23 protein-coding genes and 1 pseudogene are annotated in these 23,993 nt (G+C 35.5%); 20 read left to right on the plus strand and 4 right to left on the minus strand.

Annotation, left to right across the window (positions count from 1 at the left end):
* The first annotated feature begins 233 nt into the window (after positions 1–233).
* From IPM92_09505 to IPM92_09595, 19 genes are all read left to right on the plus strand, one after another.
* A complete protein-coding gene (locus IPM92_09505) occupies positions 234–680 on the plus strand; it encodes a GxxExxY protein (GenBank protein MBK9108583.1) in 447 nt (148 codons plus the stop codon).
* 237 nt (positions 681–917) lie between these two features.
* Positions 918–2,918: a gliding motility-associated C-terminal domain-containing protein gene (locus tag IPM92_09510; protein ID MBK9108584.1), complete on the plus strand. Its 2,001-nt coding sequence runs from the start codon at positions 918–920 to the stop codon at positions 2,916–2,918.
* 45 nt (positions 2,919–2,963) lie between these two features.
* Complete coding sequence (locus IPM92_09515) at positions 2,964–3,785, plus strand: hypothetical protein (GenBank protein ID MBK9108585.1); 822 nt, start codon at positions 2,964–2,966, stop codon at positions 3,783–3,785.
* Positions 3,782–4,816: a hypothetical protein gene (locus IPM92_09520; protein ID MBK9108586.1), complete on the plus strand. Its 1,035-nt coding sequence runs from the start codon at positions 3,782–3,784 to the stop codon at positions 4,814–4,816. The genes IPM92_09515 and IPM92_09520 overlap by 4 nt, the downstream gene beginning before the upstream one ends.
* A gap of 230 nt (positions 4,817–5,046) precedes the next feature.
* Positions 5,047–5,835: a histidine kinase gene (locus IPM92_09525; protein MBK9108587.1), complete on the plus strand. Its 789-nt coding sequence runs from the start codon at positions 5,047–5,049 to the stop codon at positions 5,833–5,835.
* A complete protein-coding gene (locus IPM92_09530) occupies positions 5,832–6,596 on the plus strand; it encodes a response regulator (protein ID MBK9108588.1) in 765 nt (254 codons plus the stop codon). Before IPM92_09525 ends, IPM92_09530 begins: the two co-directional genes overlap by 4 nt.
* Positions 6,597–6,706: 110 nt before the next feature.
* On the plus strand, positions 6,707–9,139 hold the full coding sequence (locus IPM92_09535) for a tetratricopeptide repeat protein (protein MBK9108589.1): 2,433 nt from the start codon (positions 6,707–6,709) through the stop codon (positions 9,137–9,139).
* 72 nt (positions 9,140–9,211) lie between these two features.
* Positions 9,212–9,703, plus strand: a complete 492-nt coding sequence (locus IPM92_09540; protein ID MBK9108590.1) for a hypothetical protein — start codon at positions 9,212–9,214, stop codon at positions 9,701–9,703.
* Between the two features lie 14 nt (positions 9,704–9,717).
* Positions 9,718–10,581: a hypothetical protein gene (locus IPM92_09545; GenBank protein ID MBK9108591.1), complete on the plus strand. Its 864-nt coding sequence runs from the start codon at positions 9,718–9,720 to the stop codon at positions 10,579–10,581.
* Between the two features lie 317 nt (positions 10,582–10,898).
* Entirely contained in the window at positions 10,899–11,231 is a 333-nt protein-coding gene (locus IPM92_09550) for a hypothetical protein (GenBank protein MBK9108592.1), read from the plus strand.
* 195 nt (positions 11,232–11,426) lie between these two features.
* Positions 11,427–12,884 carry an ankyrin repeat domain-containing protein gene (locus IPM92_09555; protein MBK9108593.1) on the plus strand — a complete coding sequence of 486 codons (1,458 nt, stop codon included), beginning with the start codon at positions 11,427–11,429 and terminating at the stop codon, positions 12,882–12,884.
* Positions 12,877–13,479: a hypothetical protein gene (locus IPM92_09560; GenBank protein MBK9108594.1), complete on the plus strand. Its 603-nt coding sequence runs from the start codon at positions 12,877–12,879 to the stop codon at positions 13,477–13,479. The genes IPM92_09555 and IPM92_09560 overlap by 8 nt, the downstream gene beginning before the upstream one ends.
* Positions 13,480–13,659: 180 nt before the next feature.
* Positions 13,660–14,196, plus strand: coding sequence for a 3-hydroxyanthranilate 3,4-dioxygenase (locus tag IPM92_09565; GenBank protein MBK9108595.1), 537 nt, complete (start codon positions 13,660–13,662; stop codon positions 14,194–14,196).
* A 5-nt stretch (positions 14,197–14,201) separates the two neighbouring features.
* Entirely contained in the window at positions 14,202–14,966 is a 765-nt protein-coding gene (locus IPM92_09570) for a UDP-2,3-diacylglucosamine diphosphatase (GenBank protein ID MBK9108596.1), read from the plus strand.
* A complete protein-coding gene (locus IPM92_09575; protein MBK9108597.1) occupies positions 14,941–15,729 on the plus strand; it encodes a hypothetical protein in 789 nt (262 codons plus the stop codon). Before IPM92_09570 ends, IPM92_09575 begins: the two co-directional genes overlap by 26 nt.
* An 83-nt stretch (positions 15,730–15,812) precedes the next feature.
* Positions 15,813–16,802, plus strand: a complete 990-nt coding sequence (locus IPM92_09580; GenBank protein ID MBK9108598.1) for an Omp28-related outer membrane protein — start codon at positions 15,813–15,815, stop codon at positions 16,800–16,802.
* A gap of 104 nt (positions 16,803–16,906) precedes the next feature.
* Positions 16,907–17,539, plus strand: coding sequence for an ATP-binding cassette domain-containing protein (locus IPM92_09585; GenBank protein MBK9108599.1), 633 nt, complete (start codon positions 16,907–16,909; stop codon positions 17,537–17,539).
* Positions 17,536–18,786 (plus strand): ABC transporter permease, encoded by a 1,251-nt coding sequence (locus IPM92_09590; GenBank protein ID MBK9108600.1) that lies wholly within the window; start codon positions 17,536–17,538, stop codon positions 18,784–18,786. Before IPM92_09585 ends, IPM92_09590 begins: the two co-directional genes overlap by 4 nt.
* 43 nt (positions 18,787–18,829) lie before the next feature.
* Positions 18,830–19,249: a hypothetical protein gene (locus tag IPM92_09595; protein MBK9108601.1), complete on the plus strand. Its 420-nt coding sequence runs from the start codon at positions 18,830–18,832 to the stop codon at positions 19,247–19,249.
* A gap of 156 nt (positions 19,250–19,405) precedes the next feature.
* Here IPM92_09595 and IPM92_09600 read toward each other — a convergent pair whose 3' ends face one another.
* From IPM92_09600 to IPM92_09610, 3 genes are read right to left on the minus strand one after another with little or no spacing between them, the layout of a single operon-like run.
* Entirely contained in the window at positions 19,406–19,948 is a 543-nt protein-coding gene (locus tag IPM92_09600; protein ID MBK9108602.1) for a transposase, read from the minus strand.
* Between the two features lie 31 nt (positions 19,949–19,979).
* Positions 19,980–20,351, minus strand: a complete 372-nt coding sequence (locus tag IPM92_09605; GenBank protein ID MBK9108603.1) for a hypothetical protein — start codon at positions 20,349–20,351, stop codon at positions 19,980–19,982.
* 13 nt (positions 20,352–20,364) lie between these two features.
* Positions 20,365–20,793, minus strand: a complete 429-nt coding sequence (locus tag IPM92_09610; GenBank protein MBK9108604.1) for a transposase — start codon at positions 20,791–20,793, stop codon at positions 20,365–20,367.
* Between the two features lie 328 nt (positions 20,794–21,121).
* Between IPM92_09610 and katG the strand changes: the two are divergent.
* Positions 21,122–23,354: pseudogene (gene katG, locus IPM92_09615) on the plus strand (catalase/peroxidase HPI).
* 108 nt (positions 23,355–23,462) lie between these two features.
* Here the strand turns inward: katG and IPM92_09620 are convergent.
* Positions 23,463–23,960 carry a hypothetical protein gene (locus IPM92_09620; protein MBK9108605.1) on the minus strand — a complete coding sequence of 166 codons (498 nt, stop codon included), beginning with the start codon at positions 23,958–23,960 and terminating at the stop codon, positions 23,463–23,465.
* Positions 23,961–23,993 lie beyond the last annotated feature (33 nt).

Below are 23,993 nucleotides of genomic sequence, written 5' to 3' on the forward strand. Positions count from 1 at the left end.
ATTTTATTATTGGTACAAATTGTTTTCAATTTAGTTATTCACTATTTCCATTAAATTCTTCCACAATCCTGTTAATCCCATAATCCGTTAAATCCTGTACTGACTGGATGCTACAATGAATTCTATTCAATCAGTCAAATACCACCATAAATAAATTTCAACAGTGCTCAAATAAGTATTGCAAAACACTTTAAAATCCAGAAATTACATTTGCTTGTGGAATAATTGATACAATGTCTCATCTCATTGAAGAACTTACACTTGATTCTGAATTAACATACAAAATCATAGGTTGCGCAATGTCTGTTCATAGAGCTCTGGGTAATGGATTTCAGGAGGTAATTTACCAACGTGCGTTGGTTGTTGAGTTTGATGCAGTAGGATTAAACTTTTTAAGGGAAAAAGAAATTGATATCTTTTATAAAGGATTTAACATCGGAACAAGAAGAGTTGATTTCCTGGTTGAAGATCGCATTATTGTTGAAATCAAGGCAACCACTCATCTGGAACCTGCGCACATGGCTCAAGCGATTAACTACATCGAAGCTTTTGGATTTAAGATTGGGCTGTTGCTTAATTTTGGATGTACATCCCTGCAGTATAAAAGAGTGTTCAAGTCAATAACCAAAAGCGTTAACAAGAATATGAACCACAATGATTGTCATAAAACTATATTCTAAATTTTAGGTATAAATATTGAACTAATAATTGGTTCGGACTTAAGTAAAATACTTTTGAAACGCTACCCCTTTTCACCAATTATAACCTCTGGTTTACCGGATTTTGGTTAAAATAACCATTTATGCCAGAGTCTTCCTATTGAATAAATAAAAATAGTATAATTGGCTATCCAACAATATTCATCTGATATTGATGATGATAGATCCTCTGCCTCCTATTGAAAAATAATTTCTAAAATGAAAATTAAAAAAAACGTATTGTTAATATTCCTCGTATTCAATTGGGCATTCATACATGGCCAATTCATACACACCTCTGCAGATTGCACTCCGGGCTGGCAGGGAGTAGTACTCAGAGGTAATTCGTATATTGAACCCCCGGAGCTTACCTGTGATATGGTGAAAAATGGAGAACTTCGAATTGACCCATCTCTGTCAAACATTTCAGATTATTGGACACAATTCGAGCTATGCGATACCATCTGCACAGGAAATGAATTTATTTTCCAATCCCGAATTATTAACAATGCTTCCATTGGAGGCCGACCAGCATATGATTTTGGCATGAATATCATTGGAGAAAATAAAACGATTAGTTTAACACTTATGGGTGATAAATGGGCACAAAGTTTAACAAGCATTGTCTCTGGAAATATTATTCATCGCAATCGCTCTGAATTCGTAATGAATTTTAATGATTGGAACATCATTACATTAAGAATATCTGCCGATAGTGTTTCTTTTATTGCAAATGATTCCGTCTTTTTTGCTTTTGCTCATGATGACCCGATCTGCAATATCAATAAATTAGTTTTGGCTTTTCGCGGTTCAGGTGCCATTGATTGGATCAAAATTAATAACTTAGATAATCAACCACTTTATGAAGAAAACTTTAATGATTGCAATAATCTAACAAATCCCAAATCATGTTTCGAACTCTTACCACATTTTACTTTTAAACAAACTTTTAATTGCCAGACTGGAAGTCTGAACGTGATTCCAGCCCCTGGGCTTAAATCAAAATTCACATATCAGATTTCTCCAAACCCCAATCAAACAGGTCCTAATGATACTTTTTTTGAAAATTTGCCTCCTGGTAATTACCAAGTAGATATCACCTCAGATTGCCCAGATACTACAATCATATATTCCATTCGAGTGCCTAAGCCACTTCGCGACAGCCTCATCCAAATCAATCACGTGGGTTGTAATGAATTGGGACAAGTTGTTTTAACAGGTCTGGATGGAACTCCACCCTACCAATATAATAGAAATGGAGGAACTTTTCAAACTCACAATGTTTTTGATTCTCTGTCGGCAGGTAGCTACGTCTTTACCATTTTGGATTCTTCCCACTGTCAGGTTCAAGTTAATTTGACCATCCTGGAAAAAGTTACACCACTTCAATTTATAGTTGATAGCAGTAAGCTCTTCTTAAGCTGCCTGGATTCAACTGTATTCATTCATTTAAATGCAATTGGTTCGATTCCTCCTTACATTTTTATACTGAATGACTCAATCGTCCAAAGTCATGGATACTTTATGCAACTTACCAAGGGTGAAAATCATATCCATATTACAGATAGCTTAAAGTGTAAGAATATAGATTATTATTTTTCAGTTATGGACCAAAGAGACCCCTCTTTTCATCAAGATAGTTTTATTTTGTGTGATGGCGAATCCATAACCATTGGTCATAATTTATATAATGTCTCAGGAAATTACTTAGATACTATTAAAACAAGATTTGGTTGTGATAGTATAATCTTGACAAATCTGTTAATAAACGAAACTATCACCGCAGAATTAAGCAAAGTCCTTTGTGGGAAGGATAGCTTCCAATTGGGAAATACCGTCCTCAAAACAGAGGGGAGATATTCAATTGTTTTGGAAAGTACAAATGGATGCGACAGTATTTTAAATGTAACCATCACCCGTGATCATTCAAATCAATGCGATAGCATTTGTGAGATTCAAATTCCAAATGTTTTTACACCCAATGGTGATGGCGTCAACGATGAGTTTATCTATCCTGAGATAAATTCCAGCTTGAGTAGCATGAAAATATTCAACCGGTGGGGCAATCTTGTTTTTCAATCCACTCAGTCAGGAGAAGGTTGGGATGGAACTTTCAATGGACAAAATGCAAATCCTGAGACTTATATTTACCTCATTGAATACGAATGTATAACAGGAGCTCCAAAAATAAAAAAGGGCTCAATAACATTAATTCGATGATTCATTTGCATTGTCCGAAAAAATCATGAGGTCCAATAACATCATCTGGACAATCCTTATAAGTGTATTATACAATATACTCTGCGCCCAATCCCCTATTCCAAAACCTACTCCACCCACGAAGGCCTCATACATCCTCAAATAACTACCCTCTTCAAAGACACACGCAATTATTTGTGGATTGGAACCAAAGGTGGCATTTCCAGATTCAATGGAAAAACTTTTGAAAATTTTGATGTAGCGCAGTTGGGAATATATGGTGATGTCCAACAGTTTTATGAAGATAGCAGCCATTGTATTTGGGCCATAGCGAAAGATGGACTTGCCATATACAATGGTGCAGAATGGGAAGCATTCAAATTTGAAGCCGCGCTTCACGATGCGAGTGGTTCGGCATTTTACAGGGATAGCTTTTACTATATTGACAGTTACAGCGAACTGAACATTTTCTTCCATGGTAAATTTTATAAAAGAAAACTCGTAAATCTTTGTGGAAATCCTTTGCGTAATATTTTTTACGATCCCTTTTCCCGAAAATTTTATACTGTACTGGTCAACAGTTTCTCCATCGGAATTTATGAAAATGACACCGTTAGAATTCATAAAACTTTCCAAGCCGACGAACTAGGAGCTTATTCAAGATTAAGAACATTTGTATATCGAGTTTTTAAAGATGAAAGGGCCTTTATTTATGATTTGAAAGATAGTCTCATTGATCAATTACCTGTACTCTTTGACAAGGGAGAATATATTTATACTCCAAATAATGATAGAGAACCATTATACTGGAGTGCACAATATGGATTGAACAACAAAAATTCTAATTTGCACTCTTTTTTCAAAATGTCAGAGGAAAACCTGACATGACTTCCCTTTGGATAGATTCTTATAATTATTGGCTTGGCACAGAACGCGGTTTAGTAAAAATTCCTAAAGCAGGATTTCAATTTTACAATAGAGACAGCATTCCTTTTCCATGGGCAATATCAGAAGATAGCCAGCAAAATATGATTGTGGGCGATTTTCTAAATGGCTTGTACAAGATCAAACCCGATGGTTACATTCAAAAAATCAGCGCTAAAGATCGATGGTATTTTCATCCGGCTTTGGATCCGACTGGACGCACTTTTGTTTATAGGGAAAATGAAATTTACGCTTTGTATCAAAATGAGTTGCAATACTTACCCAAACTTTCAAAAGAAAACCCTGATTTTACTGCATCCCTTTATTTGACTTGGTCTAGACAACTCCAAAAATTATTAGGGGCCCAAAGAGGTGGTTTCTTTATCTATGAACCCAACACTCAAGAGCTGGAATTTGTAAAGTGGGGCCATAAAGATTTTTCGAGTTTTCATACGCTTTGTTTATATGAGGATCTCAATGGTATAATTTGGGCAGGCTCCAGAAAAGGATTGATCAGGTGTGATATCCATCTAAAGAAATATCAATATTTTTCAAATGAAGAGTCTCCTTCTAAAGGAATTTTATCGATATGCAAAGCAAGCGATACAAGCATTTTCATTGGCGCATACAATGGTGTTTGGGAATTCAGCTTAATTTCACATACATCCACTTTAGCATTACCTGTTTTACGAAATAACATCATAAGCAGTTTAATTAATTACAAGGACAGCCTCTTATTGATCAGCCACAACAAGGGTATAACTGCCTGGAATCTGAGAGACAGAACTCAATATCGGGAATTTAATTTCCACAATGGCTTTCCCGGGATCATGCCGGATCAAAATGCAGCATTTTTAGACTCCCGTAGAAATTATTGGATAGCTGCATTTGATCGATTGTGCGTAATCCCCTTGAGTTCCTTATGGCATGAAGGAGAAGCGCTTCGCATCCAATTCACGAAATTGAATAGTACTTACATTCCTTTTCGAACATAAATAATATCATTCATACCGGCAAAGGAATCAGTGTAGAATTTGATGTAGTTGGTAACAACAGACCTGTAGATTGTAGTTTTAGATATCGGATAAAAGGTAAAACAGATTGGTCAAATTGGTTTTCATATCAATATTTCTTTTTACCGGAACTTGCATCAGGTCATTACAAATTAGAACTGCAAGCAAACTGGAATGTCATTCAAAATAATCACACAGGTGAAAATGCCATCTTGGAATTTACGGTGGATCAAAAATTATGGAAAGAGCCCTGGTTTCCTTTGGTATTATTCTGTTTGTTATTGATATTTATCACTGGCCTAGCCTATTACCTCTACCGTTTCCAAATGAGTAAGAAAAAAATTAACCTTCTGCAACAGGAAACTAAATATCATCAGGCAAGAATGCTCACCGCACAGATTAATCCACATTTCATGAGCAATTTTTTAACCAGTATCCAGAATTCGGTTAGCTTCCAGGATACAGAAAAAGCCAATGAAAAATTGCTACAGGTAGCAGATTTCCTCCGCAAATTTTTAGGGAGCATCAACAGTAATGAACAGGGAGGGTTAATCCGTTTGAGCGATGAACTTGAAATCATACGTTTATTCTTAGAAATGCAAAACGTATTGCATAGTGGATACCTTAAATGGGATTTTAACATGCCAAATGAATTTGATCCTACAGAATGGCTGGTGCCACCTCTCATGCTACAACCCTATGTTGAAAATGCTGTCGTATGGGGAATTGACGGCCGAGAATCGAGAAAAGGACTTATCGATATCACAATTGTTGAAACGGATAAAAATTTAATTATTAATATTGAAGATGATGGCATCGGCATCGAGCAGGCTAAAAATTTAAGACCTCATCGCGAACGCAAAATGGAAGAGTCCGGAGCTCAGATCGTAAGACAGCGAATTGCTTTATTACAATCGATGGGTATTGAACTAGATTGCAAGTTATTTAGCGATGAAAACGGCACAAATGTTAGTATTAGTTATCCAAAAATTCGCACATGAACTATTTTATGGTTGAAGACCAATGTGATCCCCGGGAATTGATTCAAATGTATTTGTCAGAAGATTTTCCACGATTAAAAATGGCTGGATATTCGGAATCCTATTCTGGAGCATTGAAACAAATCCCTGCTATTAAACCAGACCTATTACTATTGGATATCAACCTGGGAAGCCACGATGCTTACCAACTACTGGATCAATTGCACAGTAGTGGATTGTTTTGCCCCAAGCTTATCATTTTTATTTCAGCTTATGTAGATTCGGAAAGAATTTTAAAAGCCTTTGAATATTATCCACTCCGCTATATCACTAAACCTATAGATCGCCGAAAACTTCAGGTCAGCATTGATCAGGCTATCCACCAATTTAATCTGATCCAGCAAATTGATGAAAATAAAATCCCAATTCGCACCTTCCAAAAAACCAAACTGAGGATTCCAAAAATTCGCGGAGAAATTGAAATTCTCGATCTTGAACACATTTTATTCCTCCAATCATCACACGAAGGACAAGTAACAAAAATATTTAATACACTACAATCAACTCCCATATTATCATCAAGACATCTGGGTTATTTTAAGGAATTACTTTTTGAATACAAATATTTTTTTTCAATAAGTCAAAGCCTCCTGGTCAATCTCAACTATCTTAAATCATATACCCATCAGACTAAATCGCTTCAGCTGCATAAATGGCCTGAAGCAATCATAGCATCCAGGCGTGGGGGTGAAGAATTGAAAAGATGGTTGTGCGGAGAGTGAGTATATTTTTCCAAATTTTTTAACAATTCACCGGATTTCAATTTCAAATTTAATTTTTGCTCCCTTTACTATTACTTTACATCAACCTGGTTAAGAGGTTTAATTAAATTATGAATCCCATTTTACTCTATTTTCTTCAAATTACTTCATTACTCATACTGTCCATCAATACCTTTGGTCAAAATCAAATCAACTCAGTTGTTAATAACCCCAACAAACCATCTCAAAGCAATAAAATTTATGCCATTGTGATTGGTATTTCAGACTATTTGGAATACAAAGATTTAAAGTATGCTGACAGAGATGCACAGTATTTTTACGAATATCTTACCTCAGAAATTGGCCCATTTGTACCTAAAGAAAATATCCTCTTGCTTACAAATAGTGAGGCTACTTTCGACAATATTAATATACAACTGCAAAATCTAAATGAAAAGCTTAAAATTGGTGATGAATTAATTATTTATTTTGCAGGCCATGGAGATTACTCAAAAGCACTGCACACCAATCCAGGATTCCTTGTTTGTTATAACTCTTCAAAAACTGGTGTTTTCATAAGTGGAAACGCAATTAAATTGTATGAACTTGATAATTTCACAAAAACTCTAGTTATTGATAAAAAAGTAAGAGTAATAATTATTTTGGATATGTGTCACGCAGGAAAATTCAATTTTCCTCTCGCCAATCAGGAATTATCACCTCTATCTAAAAAGTTGTATAGAAATGCTCAGGAAATAAGAATTCTTAGTTGCCAGGATTATGAAACAAGTCAGGAAGACTCTAGTTTTGGTGGTGGGCGAGGTGTATTTAGTTACTTTTTGTTAGAAGGTTTCTATGGAAACGCAGATCTTGACAATGATAATAACATATCCGTATTTGAAATCGAAAAATATTTGGGAGAAAATGTTCCATTTGCAATTGAAGGGTATCGTCAATACCCCAATATATTTGGAGATAAAAAAGAAACTCTATTTAAATTAAACAAAGAAATTTTAAACAAGAATAAAAAAGAAACTTTAAAAGCAACTCAATCAATTGGATATAATACTAGAGGATCCCAACGCAGTGAAAATATAGATTCTCAAACAAGCTTAATCCTATCACTTTTTCATAAGTCAATTATAAATAAAAATTTCTTCCATCCAAAAGACAGTTGCACAGAATATTATTTCAATTTTATAAAATCAAATTATACCACTCTGTGTGATAGCTTACAACTTAGCAGACAATATGCCAGAGCATTGCTCGATGCGGTACAAATTGCTATAAATAATTTAATGGCTTCCAATCCGGAAGAAATTACACTTTCAAAAAAAAGGAAACTTCATAGTTATAACCAATATCTAAAATATTTAGAGAAAGCTCTAGATCTACTAGGTGAAAATTACTTTATGTATTCTAAAATTCTTTCCAGAAAATATTTTCTTGAAGGCTATTTATCATCACTTACTACCCAAAATCCAAATAAAGATTTAGCTACCAAATGTGTTTCCTTATTCAAAACCGCATTAAATTACGATCCCAATTCCTCAGAAAGCTATTGGCAATTAACCTCAGTTTATGGAAATCTACTTTACCAAAAAGACTCTTTTGAATATTATGCAAATAAATTAATTGAAATTGAACCTACCTGGATGTATGCCACATCAGATATTTCAAAAATTTATATGGAAATATTTAAAGATTATGACAAAGCATATCAAATTCTCATACAATCGCTTTCAGCAGATTCTAACTCCATATTTATTTTAAATCGAATGGGAAGATATTATCACCTTAAAGGAAATTTTAAAGAAGCTCAAAAATATTTGCTTAAAGCCCTTTCACAGGATTCAAATTTTATATACGCACTACATAACTTAGGAAATGCCTACTTAGATAGTCGGCAATATGCCAAAGCAAGAGAAATTTATGAAAAAATAATCAAATTAGACTCAACTCAGCACATTACCATCCATAACCAAGGATTAATTTCATTTTTAGAAAAACAATATACTCAGGCCATTGAATATTTTAATAAATCCATAACTCTTGATAGTACATTTCTGCCCAATTATCACTATCTAGGAATTATTTACTCCTTTAATGGAAACTTCATTCATGCAGAATATATGCTTAAAAAGTGCATCGATTTGAATCCCACAAATTTTATGCCTTACTCAGACTTATTTAAACTATATCTTAAATCAAATCGCAAGCAAGAAGCTTTAAATAATTTATACAAGTGCCTCGAATTAGGGCCAAATAGTTTATATACACTTACTAATTTAGGAAGTTACTATTTCTATATAAAAAATTACGAATTAGCAAAAGTTGTTCTAAACGAAGTTATTAAATCAGACAGCAACATATTTGAGCCAAATTACTACCTTGCCAGCATCTATAGTCTTCAGTCAAAAAATCGCATAGCCTTTAAGTATTTAACAAAAGCATTGAGACTTCAGGAATTATCACATTCTAGAATTGAACTTAAAGAAGATATTAATTTTGAGAACTTACGGAGAGATAAAAAAAGGTGGGCTAAACTAAATATTCAATATTAAACCATAAAATGAATAATTAAAAAACCAACTAATTTCAAGAGCGCAATTAATTATTTCATTAATCCAATATAAATGCATCGAACTTTTATTTTATTAACAATAATATTCTATTTAAATAAAATATACTCACAAGATCTTCATATATATTATAATGTATTTAAAGATAGTATTTGGATGCAAAAAAATGGTAAAGAAACAACTGCCAGAAAAACCAAGATAGGAGAAACAATCCAACTTCATTTAATTGAATATAATAACTATATTTATCAAGCCAAGATTAACGTCACAACAAAATCCCAAACAACAGAATCTCCTTTATTACGATCCCATTTCAATAGCAATGAAAATTCAGAGCTCCAGAATAATTTAATAAACAATTGGCCAACTTTAAGTTTTACAGCTAATAACCTATTTGGAGATTTATTATCAAGTTTAACAAATACTAATTCAGATCATGGGAGCCGAGGTAATATTACAGGATCTCCCAATTCAAATATCAATTTTTTAGAATTAATAGAATATTGTAGGACTGTAAATAATAATATTTTAAAATCAATCAGCTAATCTCTATACTACAAATGCTAGATCAATGCTCCATTTACTACCATTCAATTCATCATAATCGGCAACTACCACCTACCATTTTAAAGCAACTCTTTCTCTCTACATTTGAAAATGCCGTTAATTCCAAAAATAAACCCATAAACACCAGTGAATTATTTCATTTAAATTTTGAAATAGCTAACATAAACACATTAATAGTTGAATCGTTAAAATTAATAGATTTAATAAATGCTGCCTACAAAAATATACAGCAAGATAAAAACATTATTTACACTCCTACATATTTAGAAATTGAATCTGAATTAAGCTCAACATTTAAGCAACTTTATAAAAGTTCCATGCTTCTAGAAAGTGTAAAAAATTTAGTCATTAGTAAAGAGCCTGTCAATATGACCTCAATGTATCTTAAATATCTAGAGATGTTATCTAACTCATTTGAAAAGACCATTCCTATAAACGTAGAATCAGAAAATATTTCAATCCAAATTGCTCTCTTTGAAAACGATTCAATTACATCCTTTCAATTTGCGTCAACAGATAAGAATAGCATTCAATCGAAAGAAATCACATTTCAGTCCTCTAGCGCATTTAATTTTAATACCTCCTTTGGTCTAGCTTTGAATACCTTTCAAAAAATCCCTGAAAAATACTATATTGAAAATGATGTTATTAAATCTGAACAACTCAATAAACTAAATCCCATCATTTACTCTTCCCTGAATATTACTACGAATTCCAAATCACTAATAAAGCCTTCCTTATCTCTTGGCATAGGGACTTCACTTTCAAATGACGAAGCTACAAATGGATTGATTTACATATTAGGTTTGGGCGCAATTATAGGGAAAAAAATCAGCTCCAGATTAGCGGAGGTTTAACATATTATAATACTGAAAAATTATCAAAAGGACTAAAACCTAATGAACCTATTGACATTGGGCAAGGGGAAATACCCACCGTAAAAAAATATGAAAATGGTTTCTTCATTGGGTTTAGTTTTATGATGAAATGAGCAATAAAAAATTACCTTTAATACACTTATGAAATACCAAATAATTGATAATAAATCCGAATTTTATAAATAATTTAATAAACCTAATCAATGCGATAATTTTAGGTTTATTAACTTAAAATTATTTTTATGAAACATTTAACTCTATTTGTCCTTTCAATTTTTTTATGTTGTTTTACAATTATGAACATCAATTCAAAACCAATTTTAAATCCTCCAATGTATTATTACAAATGGAATGAAAAAGACAAAGGTTATACAAAATTAAATTCTAAAGGCCTTTCAAAAGTAAAGGAAGGCAAAAAGAAAAAACTTACTACTAATCAAATAATGACTTCCTTAAATTGCTTTGATCATTTTGAATTTATATGCAGTCAAGTTGCAAATTCACCATCGGGTTGCAAAGCTACAGGAATTGGAAAATATTCAAAAAGCTGCAAAGATGTTTGTAATTGTCCGCCTTATCCAGGCAAGATCCCAGATTTAAAAGAATTGATTGAGAAAGTGAAATTATGACCTATTCCATCAACTTATGGACTAAATAACCAAGCTTTCCTTTGCTTGATTCCATTCATGGAAATATACAGCCTGTCATCAAAACAGGCTGTTTTTTATAAACATCAATTTTGGTAACAATGAAATTATTAGAGAATATAGAACTTATGTCATCTGGTTAAATCTTTATAGATTTGCCTAAAATCAAACAAAGGAATGTGTATTGGCAAATATAAAAATGGTTTGTTCCCAATTATTGCCTTTATTCTTTTCCTTTCCATCAGCCTTCATGCGCAAGTCAATGAACTTTCAGATGCGATCTCCAAAGGCCATTTTAAAAAATCCAAAGAATTATGTACCACTTCCAGGTGGCTCAATATAGTTTCCGGACAATTAAATTGGACCCCAATCTACTTTGCAATCTTTCAAGCCGGGATTGATTCGAGTGCATATATCAAACTTCACAAAAAATACAAAGAAAATTTACTGCCCACATACCGCGGTCATAAAGAGTCTTTTCTTGAAATGTGTAAAACCCTTATTGACTCAGGTATTAAATTAAACTCCTTCGACAAAAAAGGAAGAAGTCCTCTGTATTATGCTGCATTGTTCCGGCTCGATACCTTGGTTGATTATTTCATCGCCAATGGCGCAACTATAGAAGATTCGGACGACTTATTCCGCATCGCGGCTTCATTTGGTTACCCTAACATTTGTAAACAATTATTAAAATACAAACTCGATCCTTGCGCTACAGGTAAAGAATGCTTTGCTCCTATTCATTTAGCTGCTATAAACGGTCATACTCAGGTCCTTAAAACTATTCTCGAATCTAAAATTAATGTTGATTGCCTCACCAGGGAAGGTTATGCAAGTTTTTCAGGACTAACAGCACTGCAGCTGGCAGCTATGAATGGTCAAGCTGAAATCGTGGCACTATTGATCCAATCCGAAGCTAAAACAAATGTCACAAACTCACAAAAAGAAAATATTTTACACTTCGCAGCAAAAGGCCCGAGACAAGATGTTTACAAACTCGACAAAAAAGGAGAACCTGAAGATTATATATATGTAAAAGGCAGTGATTTAAAAACGGCAATGATCGTTGATTCATTTGTTCCGGAACTTGGCATTCATGATCAAATAGGTGCAAACCCACTTCATTGGGCTGCGTATTTTAGAAATTTGGAGCTATGTACCTATTTTATATCTAAAAAACAATATCCAGTCGTAGTTCAAAATGATGCCGCACATTGTTTTGCTACAGCATTAAATCATACCATGCATTGGATCGATCCCCATATTGAATTAAAAGTTCAGGAGACAGAAAAAATAATTAATTATTGGGAAATAGCAGAAACAAAATATAGATATAGTCTTCAAAAAATAAATAATAAACTCCTGGGAAAGAAATTACTTCAAATCGGAACTATTGCGCTTGCAGTAGCTGCGGCCAGTTATCAAGCAAGCATAGATGCTGCATCAAGTGGTTTTGGCTATTCAAGCATAAATTACCCGATCATAGAAAGTGGTGACCTGCCAAGTATTAAAAAACACATTCATCGCCAAATAACTATTTGTCAAAATTTCAGGAATTTTTTAAAGATAAAAAATTCCATTCCAGAACAAAAAGGAATCCACGAAGAAATTAAAAATCTATTAAATCATGAATAAATTAACCATCAGAGCCATGCGCATTTTTCAAAAATGTTTCATACTTTTTATTTTTATGTATGTCTTTACAGTCACTGCACAGTCCTCCATCAAAGTGGAAGCTTTCACCATTAATTATCCAACAAATTCATCCTTTGATGCATCTATCTGTGCTCCTTATACTGAATATTCTATCGAAGGAATGAATACTCCGGATGGAATGGGGTTTACGTATGATTATTATGATGAATCATTGAAGCAATTTAAAATTTTATTAGCTTCTTTAATAAAAACAAATATGCCCTTTCAATGTGTGAAAGAATCCGGAGAAAAAGCAAAGTATAAACTGGAATGCCGACTCGAATCACAATCTGAAGGAAAAGTTGTAACGGCTTTTAGTAAAATTTCACTGGAAATTACAATGACCTGGAAGCTAACCCGTCTAGAAGATGGAGAAGTCATGTTTCGAGAAAAATTAGTAGGTATGCATAAAAATAAAATAGGTAATGCATTCAGCGGAAAATCAAAAGCGCGAGAAAGAGCTGCTAAAGCCTTGGAGATGGCCTTTTTAGAATCCAGAAAAATGTTGGAAACGAAATTAATGGACTTTAAATAATTATCTATTCATTTTAAGGCCCCATAAACCCTGGTATCACTTGGGAAAGGGGTGGTATAATGCCGTACAATATCATAATATAAGAACATACAAAATCTTCTTTCGCCTAGGCATTTCCTTTTCCCTTTAGCCTTTAGTCTTTACCCTTAATGAATTATCTTTAAGCAAAATTTACAGACTATGTCCGTACGCAGACCTTTTAACATCCAAAAATGGGTAGAAGAACATCGCTCTGAGCTCAAACCTCCGGTAGCAAATCGAAACCTTTATCAGGACGCAGAAGATTTTATTGTGATGGTTGTAGCTGGTCCGAATGCCCGCAAAGATTATCACTATAACGAAACGGAAGAATGGTTTTTTCAATTAGAGGGCGATATCACGGTCAGAATTCAGGAAGATGGCCAGCCGGTTGATATCCCCATTCGCGAAGGCGAGATTTTTCTATTGCCTGCCAAAACGCCACATTCGCCGATGAGGCCAGCAGGTTCCATCGGCCTGGTCATTGAAGCAAAACGCCGCGAACAGGATATGGATGGTTTGATGTGGTTTTGTGAGAAATGTAATGCGAAATTGCATGACAGTTATTTTCACCTGGAAAATATTGAAAAAGATTTTCTGCCCCGATTCAAGGAATATTACAACTCAACTGAAATGCGAACTTGTCCTAATTGTGGCACCATCATGGAGGCCGATCAAAGATTTACCGATCCTACTTAAAAACTATTTTGGCAAACGTTTACTTTGCGTCCGATTTTCACCTGAAAACTGATTCTGCTGAAAGCAGACAAAGGGAAATGCATATCATCGATTGGCTCGATAGCATTTCACCAGATATCGCAGAACTCTATCTTGTTGGTGATGTATTTGATTTTTGGTTTGATTATAAAAAAGTTATTCCTCGCGGATTTACACCAATCCTCTCTCGCTTATTTGAATTGCGAAAAAACAATATTCCCGTCTATTTTTTTACCGGAAATCACGATCTATGGATGTTTGATTATTTTACCAAGGAATTGGATATTCCCATTTATAAAAATCCCATCATCAAAGAAATTCAGGGAAAGAAGATTTACATTGGTCACGGTGACGGCCTTGGACCCGGAGATCATGGTTACAAAATGATTAAAAAATTATTTACGAATCCCATAGCCCAAAAAATGTTCCGTTGGTTGCATCCGGATGTAGGCATTGGTCTTGCGCATTATTTTAGTTCGAAAAGTAGGGAAGCTCAGGATGCGGTTCAGGAATTTCTAGGCCCCGAAAAAGAATGGCTGATTCAGTTTGCAGAACAACAATTGCTAACAGATCCATGCGATTATTATATTTTTGGACACCGCCATTTGCCCATAAATTACTTATTATCAAATCAACATTCGAGATACCTTAATTTGGGCGATTGGATCACATTCCGTTCTTATGGAAAAATGCAAGGGGGAAATGTGCAATTACATTTTTATAAGAATGAAAAAGCGACTCCTTATTCTTAATTGGATCTTATGTATTTTATATTCACCTGTCCAGGCACAGGAATTGAAATTATTGTTGGATACTTTTGTAGAAGCCGACCTTGTACAATTGGATCCATTAGGTAATATTTATCTTATAAATCAATCAGACAAAACGCTTCAAAAATTCAATCCGGAGTTTGTTCATTTATTTTCCATAAGCATTCAAAATAATTGGGAAAATGCAAGATTGGATGTCAGCGATCCGTTTAAAATCATTCTCTACTATCCGGGAGATTACAAAATCCAATTGCTGGATGCCCAACTTAGTTTGCTTCAAACTATAAATGCGCCAGATCTCAATGAAAAAGCAGCGATTGGCCATTACGACAGCGACCGATTCATCATTTATGATGGAAACAATCTCGCGATCCAAAATTATAAAACCGGAAAAACTGAAAACTCAACATTCAGCGGCCTGTTTTCTTCCATGGATGCCAAGGACGTGTCTCTTAAGAAATTGAAAAATTACATTTATTTCATTCAAAAAAAATTGAGCATTGTGGTTTATACAAATCAACTTTTTGAAGCAAAAAAATGGACAGACTCAGATATGGAAATGGCAGATGTAAATGAACATTTTATATTTAAATTAAAAAACAATACTATATTTGGATTTAATCAAATTAACTATACTGAAACAGAATTATATACTGCAAAAAATATAATCTCTGCTTTTGCCATCTCAAATCAAAAAATGTTAATCCTTGAAGGGAATCGATTAAAATTGTGGTATTTGTATTAATTCAATATCATATCAGCTATTCACGTCAACATCTTCGCAGTACAATCGTTATTATTGCACTTGGAATCGATTAAATAATAACTATGATCAGAAAATTACTTTTAACTGCACTTTCGCTTATTTTCTTAGCTCAGGGCTATACTCAGGCCAAACGGTTTGTTTTTATGGAACATTTCACCAACAGCCGTTGTGGTGTTTGTGCCGGGTCAAATCCGGCTTATTATAATTTATTGAACAATTATAAAGGCCATTACCACCACATTTCCATACACCCGCCTATCCCTTACTCAGCTTGTTTGTTATATCAAGCCAACAAAGACGATCAAAGCCAACGCTCCAATTTTTATAATATACTGGGCACTCCTACTATTGTATTCAATGGCCAGACAAAAAAATCTGCCAGTGGTGTGAATGCCTCATTTTTGGACTCTGAAATTAAAAAGGAATCGGCTATACAACTTGTGGTTTCTGAAACGGGAAGTAATTCAAAAAATGCGATCATTGAAATAAAAACAATTGGGCAAAAACCCGGCGGAAAATATCGTCTTTACGTTGCGATTACCGAGCGCGTATTAAATTACGCTTCGCCGAATGGTGAAAAAGTTCATTATGATGTATTCAGAGATTTTGCCAGTGCCGTGAATGGCGATGAAATCGATCTTGCAGATCAAGGCGGTTCTATCGTTAAATCATATCAATATTTGATACAACCAAGCTGGAATGAAAAAGAAATGTATATCATTGCTTGGGTTCAGGATGAAACTACCAAAGAAGTAATAAACAGCGGTACCAAATTTGATGTAGTTAGTTCAACAGATCAATTGAAACAATTGAATTTCAGCATACAACCCAATCCGGTTCAGGGAAAACTCAATGTTCATTTTCCAAACAGTACTAATAAAAATGCTCGTTTGGTGATCACCAATCTATTAGGAAGAGAAATCGTTCGCACCCAATTAAATCTGCAAAACAATTCTTTCGAGATGAATGTCCAGCATTTTGAAAAAGGAATTTATTTTGCAAAAATTGAAAGTGGCGGTTTAAGTCTAACTAAAAAATGGGTAAAACAATAATGCAAGCTTGCTTGGTTTGCTTTGCGGAAATCTATTTGATAATAATAATCGTTTTATAAATTTAAGCTGCATGAAAAATGCAGCTTTTTTTTATTTATAATCCAATGTTAGCAACCCACCAACTTCGGTATCGGTTTCATGCCACAAAAGCTGAATTCACTTTTCCAGATATAACTTGTGAATTTGGTCAGGCTGTGTTGATTTTTGGACCATCGGGTTGCGGAAAATCTACTTTTCTTCACCTCCTTGCCGGCTTACTCAAGCCATCTTCCGGAAATATTATCATTGGCCAGAAAGAAATTCAATCTTTAAGCCCTAAAGAATTGGATCAGTTTCGGGCGAAACACATTGGTTTGGTTTTACAAAAACCTCACTTTTTAAATGCCTTAAATGTCCTTGAAAATCTACTGCTGTTTCAAAGTCTTTCTGGCAGACGAAAAGACGAAAAAACAATCTTTGATATTTTAGAGACTTTGGATCTGGCAGATAAAATGATGCAAATGCCGTACGCACTTTCCCAGGGAGAAGCGCAGCGACTCAGTTTGGCCAGAGCTGTCATGAATCAACCCAAAGTAATTCTTGCAGATGAACCCAGTTCTTCACTTGACGATATTCGAACTCAAAATGTAGCAGAACTTTTAATTGATCAGGCTCAAAAAACCGGAGCTGCATTAGTCGTAGTTAGTCATGATTCAAGGCTCAAAGATTTATTCAATGTAAAAATCCAGTTTTCATGAATGCCTTTTTATTGGCGTGGAAGAATTTAAAACACCGGCCTTTAAACACCGGGTTCAACCTATTGCTTCTGATTTTGGCAGGCGGACTCATTACTTTAGGTTTGCTGGTCAATAGCCAATTCGAAAATCACTTCAATAAAAATTTAGGTAAAACGGATTTAATTTTAGCAGCAAAGGGGAGTCCTTTACAATCTGTACTCTGCAATTTATTTCACATTGATTTTCCAACGGGAAATATTCCTCTTTCAGATTGTAAGGTTTTTCTAAAGGAGAATCATCCCATCATCAAATCTGCTTTACCTATTGCTCTTGGCGATCAATACGCAGGATTCCGATTGGTAGGCACTACAGATACCTACGGGCATTGGACTCCAATTCAATTTGAAACAGGACAATGGTTCGACAAGGATTTTCATGCAGTTATAGGATCAGAAGCCGCGATAAAAACAGGATTGAAAATTAATGATACTTTTATTTCAGGTCATGGTATCCAAACCGAAAATGTCAATGAACATCAACACGATGAACATCAGTTCAAAGTTTGCGGAATTTTAAAACCTACCGGAACGATTACCGATCAACTCATCCTCATCTCTATTTCTTCTTATTGGGCTTTGCACCACGACGAGGTTGCAGAAGACCATTCTGCACATCACCACGGACCAGCTTGTCTGACAAATCAGGACCTCATAAACACTGAAGGTGAAATTACATCTGTCCTATTGGAATTTAAAGGAACGAATATTCAAAGTTTAAATTTTGGCAGAAGCATCAATGAAAATACAGAAATGATGGCAGCAAGTCCAGCCATCGAATTAAACAGATTGTATGAACTTACAGGCACAGCCACTGAATTATTATCCTTTGTTTTGATCGCCTTAGTTTTGATCTCTCTGTTAAGCCTTTTTATCAGCTTATGGCAAGCAATGGAGGAACGCAAATACGAAATGGCTTTGCTGAGATTTGCAGGAGCGAGCCCTTCTAAAATAATTCGATGGACACTTTCAGAAGCCGCGCTGCTTAGTTTTTCAGGTGTTACAATTGGAATGATCTTAGCACATATTTTGCTTGCTATTGTCAATCCACTACTCAAACTCGAAATGAAATATGGAATCCGTGCAGATGTCTTGTTTCCAGGTGAGTGGCTGATCCCGATTGCAGCTTGTTTATTGGGCATTTTGGCGGCATTGATTCCTGCCGTTCGTGCTATGAAAACAGATATACATCACACCTTAAGTTCTGAATAATATACTTATGAAAATAAATGTTATTTACATAAAACTACTTTGGATTACAATACTAACATTCGTTTGTATTGTTAAAACCACATCCCTATATTCCCAAAGCATGTGGCCAGTTTTAGCAAAAGTCACTTACAAAAAAGAGTATGATGAATTACTTGGAATAAAAGTCGATAAACCTTTATTCAGTAAAGATTTAAAAGATCTTGAAGGTAAAACCATCAAACTAAAAGGATATATTATTCCAACGGAAGGATTTAAAAGTCATACGGAATTTGTGTTCTCTGCATTTCCCTATGCAAGTTGTTTTTTTTGCGGCAAAGCAGGTCCAGAAACCGTTGTAGAAATTAAAGCAAAAAAACCAATCCCATATACCTCCGAGCCTATAGATATTCAGGGAAAATTAATATTGAATTCTAAAGATATCAATCGCTTAATGTTCCTGTTGGAAGAGGTGGAGAAAATATGAAGGAAGGGGAGAAGGGAAAAGGCTAAAGGGATCCCGACATGAAAAATACTATTGGTAGAAAAATAATTATCATGTCGGGAGGCTAAAGTGAATGTGATTATAGATCAAAAAGTATAGATTATGGAGTATGGATTATAGAGTATAGATTGTCAATGCCTAAATAGGGTTGACCGTTTTGTGTAACTTTTTACTCGAATTATTTGCAGAGAATACATCAAGATTCTGAGGTGTTTTTTGCTCAAAATATATGGGGTTCGATACCCCATATATTTTGTTATTTGCATCAAATGACTCTTTCATCCTCGGTGTTTTTTGCAATTGTAAAGTTATATCCAAATTTTCAAATTCAACAGGACTTAATCTTTGTAACTCTTTATGAGGTTTTTCTAAGTTATAAAGTTGTACACTTCGGTCAACCTCTATAGTCAATTGATGATAATTTTTAATATCCCTGTGTATCAAATAGTTATTCTTTATGATTCCATTAATCCTTTCAGCTTTACCATTTTCCCAAGCATATTCACACATACTGTTTCTGATTTCATATTTTGCGGTAAGCTCTAAAAAGGATTTTGCATAGTATTGTCCACCACCATCGGAATGGAATATTAATTCGCTCATCTTTTGTTTGGCTCGCAACTTTATAGCCATTTTTAAGGCTGGCATTGTGGTACAAATGGTCGTTAAATTATCCGACACGTTATGCCCAACAATTCGTCTAGAATAAGCATCAAGGATAAAAAGTTAAATAATAAAACCTATTGTTTAATTCAAAATAGGTTATGTCGCTTTGCCAGACTTGATCAACTCGATTGATTTGGAGATCTATAAGCAAATTGTCAAATCGTATAACCCCTGTGTTGTCTGTTGTTCTTGGCCTAAATACTTTCTTAAGGGACATCAAACTATTTTCTTTACAAAAGGCTTCAAAACGGTCCCTGCCCATGGATTCTGGCCGAATTTTATAAAACAGATCACGCACTCCCATCGTAGGGTGATCTTCACGAATTTGGTGTATGAGCCACAGAAGTTGTGCTTCTATTTCTAGATCCTGGTGATTCCTTTCTATTCTTTGATGAACAGATTGTTTGCTGATATTCATTACTCTGTACAACTTATTTAATGAGAATGGATATCGCTTTCGCTCCTGTCTGAAGTAGCAGATTGTGCTGAAGAATATTTTTTTTAATATCAATCTTGTATGCTTCTTCTGCTAATTCAATCATCTTAGTTTGAAAGTCAATTAGGATCTGTTTTTGACCAATTACTCGTTCCAATTCTGCAACTTTTTGCTTAAGTTCTATTATTTTTTTAGTGTCGGAATTTGTTTCAACAATCATGCGAATTTGGCTTTTAGCTGCACCAAATTTACTCATCCATTTGTATACATTGGTAGGGCTAACCTCGTATTCCTTACAAATTTCACTGACTTTGCTCCTGCCTTGCTCTATCTCGAGAACCTTCGATCGTTTGAAACTTTCTGAAAAATGCCTCGCCATACGCTGCTCAATGCTCATTTTAAATTGCCTTCTAATTGTTGCCATTTTTATGTTTTTTAATGATAAAAAATGGTCAACCTATATCAGGCACTGACAGACTTGAAGAAATTATTCAATTGGAAAGTGATAATTATGTCTGGATGATAAAATTCTTTTAGGGTTGCAGCTATAAGCTTTTTGCATTTAGCTTTAGGCTTTCATTAGCTTTTCATGAGATTCAAAGTAGATAGCCAAACAATACGAGAATTTCCTTGTTTTATAATTGAGAGTATATGATCTCAATAACGAATAAAATTGTAAACTCTTTAAATGCTTGCAATATGTTTGTTGAGAAGGAATTTATCATTATCAAAAAATAAATATTTTATAAAAAATGGAAAACAACAATTCATCGAACTCCTCCTACAATGTAAACGGAGAAAGCAAATGCCCGTTTCATGGCGGGGCTCTCAAGCAAAGTGCAGGCAGCGGCCCGGGCAACCGCGATTGGTGGCCCAATCAACTGAAATTAAACATCCTCAGACAGAACTCATCTTTATCGAATCCGATGGATGAAAATTTTAATTATGCAGAGGCTTTTAAGTCCTTAGATCTCGAAGCCGTAAAAAGGACATCTTCGCATTGATGACCGAATCACAAGATTGGTGGCCTGCAGATTATGGCCACTACGGTCCTTTTTTTATCCGAATGGCTTGGCATAGTGCCGGTACTTACCGCATCTCTGATGGACGAGGTGGCGCCGGTTCAGGAACGCAGCGATTTGCACCCCTCAACAGTTGGCCCGACAATGCCAACCTAGACAAAGCGCGTTTGCTTTTGTGGCCCATTAAAAAGAAATATGGCAAGAAAATATCCTGGGCTGATCTGATGATTCTCGCCGGAAATTGTGCCTTGGAGTCCATGGGATTTAAAACCTTCGGCTTTGGTGGAGGCCGCGAAGATGTTTGGGAACCCGAGCAAGATGTGTATTGGGGCTCTGAACGCAAATGGCTGGATGACCAGCGGTATACCGGGGATCGCGAACTGGAAAACCCCTTAGCTGCTGTACAAATGGGTTTGATCTATGTCAACCCCGAAGGGCCCAATGGAAATCCCGATCCCCTGCTCGCTGCCCGCGATATCCGCGAGACCTTCGGTAGGATGGCCATGAACGATGAAGAAACCGTTGCCCTGATCGCAGGTGGTCATACTTTCGGTAAACACACGGTGCTGCCGATCCGGGCAAATATGTAGGTCCCGAACCAGCGGCTGCAAGTATCGAAGATCAAGGACTGGGTTGGAAAAACAGTTTTGGCAGTGGCCATGGTGTGCATACTATCACCAGTGGACTCGAAGGGGCATGGACCACAACTCCCACCAAATGGAGCAATAATTTTTTCTGGAATCTCTTTGGCTACGAATGGGAGTTGAGTAAAAGTCCGGCAGGGGCCCATCAATGGATCCCGAAACACGGCATGGGAGCCGGTACAGTGCCCGACGCACACGATCCAAATTTGCGCCACACTCCAGTTATGCTTACTACGGATCTCGCATTGCGGATGGATCCGGCTTATGAAAAAATATCCAGGCGTTTTCACGAAAATCCCGATGACTTTGCAGATGCATTTGCGCGCGCCTGGTACAAACTAACGCATCGCGATATGGGTCCGATATCTCGTTATTTGGGACCTGAGGTGCCTAAGGAAGTTTTGATCTGGCAGGATCCGGTACCTCCTACAAGTCATAAACTTATTGATGAAAATGATACCGTTGCGCTTAAATCAAAAATCCAGAATTCAGGATTAACGGTATCGCAAATGGTATCCACTGCATGGGCTTCTGCCTCCACGTTCAGAGGTTCAGATAAACGCGGTGGTGCCAACGGTGCCCGTATTCGATTGGCGCCACAAAAAGATTGGGAAGTCAATAATCCGGCGCAACTTTCAAAAGTTCTCGAGACATTGGAATCCATACAAAAGGAATTTAATGCAGCTCAAACAAGCGGAAAGCAGATTTCCATGGCAGACTTGATTGTACTTGCTGGGAATGCTGGAATCGAAAAAGCGGCAAAAAATGCAGGTCGCGAAGTTATAGTTCCTTTTACTCCGGGCAGGACAGATGCAACACAGGAGCAAACAGATGTGGAATCATTTGCCGTTCTTGAACCTGCAGCAGATGGCTTTAGAAATTATTTCAAAGCCAAACATGCGGTAACTGCAGAAGAAATGCTTATAGACAGAGCGCAATTGATGACTTTGACAGCCCCAGAAATGACTGCACTTATTGGTGGCATGCGCGTGCTGAATACCAATTACGATGGTTCGAAACATGGAGTGTTCACCCAGCAACCGGAAACCTTGAGTAATGATTATTTTCAAAATCTTCTCAACTTAACTAACAGTTGGAAGTCTGGAAATGATGCACAAGATTTATTTGAAGCGCGTGATCGCAAATCAGGCGAACTCAAATGGACGGGAACCCGCGTGGATCTTATCTTCGGATCCAATTCAGAACTTCGGGCACTTGCAGAAGTTTATGCCTGCGAAGATGGTCATGATAACTTCATCCATGATTTTGTGAACGCGTGGAATAAGGTGATGAATCTGGATCGATTTGATTTGAAATAAAAAACGAATGTTTTCATTAAAGAAAAGCTGGATTGTATAAATTCAGCTTTTTTTATTGAAGAAGATCCTATGATCAACTCAGGCTTGAAATGGTATGGGAGATCTGCTTCACATTCTGATAGTTTTTCCATAGTCCACAACTGTTAGTTTAAAACTAGGTTGACTTATAATCTCAATTTCCGAATCCATTTCATTTTGACCACATTTTTTTATGATCACTTTTTCGCCCCAGGATTTCCAGCTCTTTTCATATAAAATTGCGATTTCGCTTTTCTCTTCATTGAAAGACAGGTAGCCCGAATCCAAATGCGTCAACAAGATTTCAGAAATTTGTTTTAAGGACTTACTCGTTTTCATTCTCACTTTCTGGAAATCACCCAGATGCACTCCGGAGAAAATAGAAATACCCATAAATTTCAACACCAATAAATGCGATGTAACAACCAAAAGAGTCAAGCCAAGGGCCCACCTTACCAATCTTTCAAATGATGATTGTTGCAAACCAAAAACACCTGAATTAACAAACTCTATCAGTAAATAAAAGAAACCAAGAAAGCCGATAAAGATAACAAAGGTTTTCAAATAAAGCAAAATGACGTTTTTCATCACTAAAAGTTTCACCAAATATAAATAAATTGC

This window comes from Saprospiraceae bacterium, from assembly GCA_016719615.1.
GTDB lineage: Bacteria > Bacteroidota > Bacteroidia > Chitinophagales > Saprospiraceae > Vicinibacter.